Consider the following 2,610-nt stretch of genomic DNA (forward strand, 5'->3'; position numbering starts at 1 on the left):
CCCAGCCCTGGATGACCGCTCCCGAAAGCCTCGCGTTGTTCGATGCCTTGGCATTGGGCGGCGCCGACGCGCGTTTCGTCGGTGGCTGCGTGCGCGATGCGTGGCTCGCCGTCCGGTGAAGGACATCGACATCGCCACCCATGCTCCGCCGGAGCGGGTGATGGAGCTGCTGCAGGCCGCCGGGATCCGCGTCATTCCGACTGGCATCGCCCATGGCACCGTGACAGCCTTGTGCGGCGGAAAACCCTACGAAATCACCACGTTGCGGCGCGATGTCGAGACTTTCGGCCGCCATGCCCGCGTCGAGTTCACCGACGACTGGATCGAGGATGCCGCCCGCCGCGACCTGACCATCAACGCGCTGAGCTGCACGCCGGACGGGGCGATGTTCGATCCGTTCGGCGGCTTGGTCGACCTTGCCGCCGGCCGCGTCCGCTTCGTCGGAGACGCGCATCGGCGGATCGAGGAGGATGTGCTGCGCCTGTTGCGCTTCTTCCGCTTCCACGCCCATTACGGCCGCGGCGAGCCGGATGCCGAGGCGCTGGCCGCCTGCCGAGAAATGGCGCCGCGTCTGCCGACCCTGTCGGGCGAGCGGGTCCGCGGGGAGCTGTTCCGCCTGCTGACCGCTCCTTGCGCCGCCGCGGTCTGGCGGATGATGATGGGGCAGGGGATCATGGTCCATCTGCTGCCGGAAGCCATGGACACCGACCGGTTGGAGCGGCTGATTGCGGTGGAGTGCGATCTTGGGGTGACACCCGATCCCACCCGTCGGCTGGCCGCGGTCCTGGACAGCGACCGGCAGGGCGCGCTCCGGGCCGCGGAGGCCCTGCGCCTGTCCAACCGTGAACGTGACCGCTTGCTGGCCCAGGTCGAGCCACCGGTTGTGGTGGCGCCCTCCGATGACCGCAGGAGCCTGCGTCAGGCGCTTTATCGGCTGGGCGATGCTGAGCTGTTCGGCGACCTGCTGCTGATCGCCGCCGCACTGCATAGGGGACCGTTGGACCTCACCATTCTGCGCAGGGCGATTGCGGTGGCCGGCGATCTGCCGGACCTGAAGCTGCCCGTCGCCGGCCGTGACCTGCTGGAGTTGGGCGTCCCGCGCGGACCGGCGGTTGGCGAGACGCTGAAGCGGGTCGAGGCGTGGTGGATCGCCGGGGATTTCCGGCCGGACCGCGCCGCCTGCCTGGAGATGGCGCGTGGCTTTACCGGTCAGCCGTCCGGACGCTCGGCGTAACGGCGGCAGTGCTCCAGATAGGCCGCCTCATGGCCGACGATCAGATCGACGATGCTGGACCACAGCCAGGACGGCGCATCCAGGCTCCTGGTGCGGTTGCGCGCCAGCTCGTTGCGCCATGACTTGCGGGTCGCTTCGTCCATCTGGCGGGCATGCGCCTTGCCGACCACGGCGGACAGGAAGAAGGCGGCACGGGTCGCTTCCTCGCGGGTCAGATGGTCGAAATCGAGCTTGATATCCTGTGGCAGCAGCTCGCGCAGGAAGACGGCACGGTCGAGCAGGCGGGCAGGGCGCATGCGGTCGCCGAGGTGGGGCGAGAGATTCTGCGCGCCCGTCACGACACGGTCGGCATTGTCGCGCGGCATACCATTCCTGGTGGCACGCGGAGCGGCGGCCTGTACCGCCTCCTTGATGTCGATCAGACTGAGGCCGCCCTCGTCGTAATGGCCCTCGCCGACACCGAGCAGCACCGCCACCCGTAGCCGGCCGAGCGAACTGCAGCCCTTGACCCAATAGGCGGCGTCCAGCAACTCGATCCGGTCATTGTCGTTGCGGGAGTGCAGGGCGGTCACCAGGCGGCGCACCTGATCCTTGGCGAACAGTTCCTTAATGGCAGCGCGTTCCTCGTCGGTCAGCGGCCAGAAGCGCTTGCCGAGCGGAATGGTCGGGCGGATATCCTTGATGCGGTCTTTCGCCAGATGCTTCCAGGTGCGTCCGACGGCTTGGCGCATGCCGACACGGACGACGGACGGCTTTTTCCTGACGGTATCGCCTCCGAGTTCCCCGTCGAGCGTCATCATGTAGCCGTCGATCATCTGTTCCAGCATAAGCGCCGTGGTGACGCCGGGCAGGTCCGATCCGCGCGCGGCGGTGGCAAGCGACAGACCGAGGCGGATCAGGTCATGGGCTGGGTTGCCGATCACCGTCTGGTCGACGTCACGAATCTGGATGTCGATGCGACCCTTGGCATTGGCGACCGGCCCCAGATTGCCGACATGACAGTCGCCGCAAATCCAGACCGGCGGCCCGTCCGGAACTTTGCCGCCCGACTGATCCAGCCATTCGTAGAATTTCACCGTGCTGCCACGTACATAGGCGTGGGCGGATTCGGCCATCTTGCGATTGCGACGCTGGGACAGGACCGCTTGACGCTGATCGGGCGAGGTGGAGTGGTTCTTCGACGACATCATCCATCCGGGTCAGAAGTTGCGACACCGGAGATGGGCAATGCGCATACCATCCGCTATGCCGCAACCGGTTAACCCACAATGATCCTGCCCTTAGAGGACGCTCCGCCGCATACGGTCAATGTTGCCGTCGCCGTTCTTCATAGCGCGCACAGCCCCTAAAGCCCTGGATACAAGAAAGTGCACTCA

General features: G+C 66.7%; 2 protein-coding genes. One reads left to right on the forward strand and one right to left on the reverse strand.

Translation table 11 applies throughout. The features are described from left to right. Positions 1 to 115: 115 nt before the first annotated feature. Entirely contained in the window at positions 116 to 1,234 is a 1,119-nt protein-coding gene (locus tag I71_RS33635) for a CCA tRNA nucleotidyltransferase (RefSeq protein WP_244434214.1), read from the forward strand. On the opposite strand, the gene I71_RS33640 is transcribed toward I71_RS33635, so the two are convergent. Next, entirely contained in the window at positions 1,210 to 2,424 is a 1,215-nt protein-coding gene (locus I71_RS33640) for a DUF2252 family protein (RefSeq protein ID WP_307189046.1), read from the reverse strand. The genes I71_RS33635 and I71_RS33640 overlap by 25 nt on opposite strands. Between the last annotated feature and the right edge of the window lie 186 nt (positions 2,425 to 2,610).

It is taken from the genome of Azospirillum sp. B506 (assembly GCF_000333595.1).
Classification (GTDB): Bacteria; Pseudomonadota; Alphaproteobacteria; order Azospirillales; family Azospirillaceae; genus Azospirillum.

Coding starts and splice junctions, on each gene's coding strand:
- I71_RS33640 (WP_307189046.1), bottom strand. CDS start 2,424: ATGATGTCGTCGAAGAACCACTCCACCTCGCCCGATCAGCGTCAAGCG.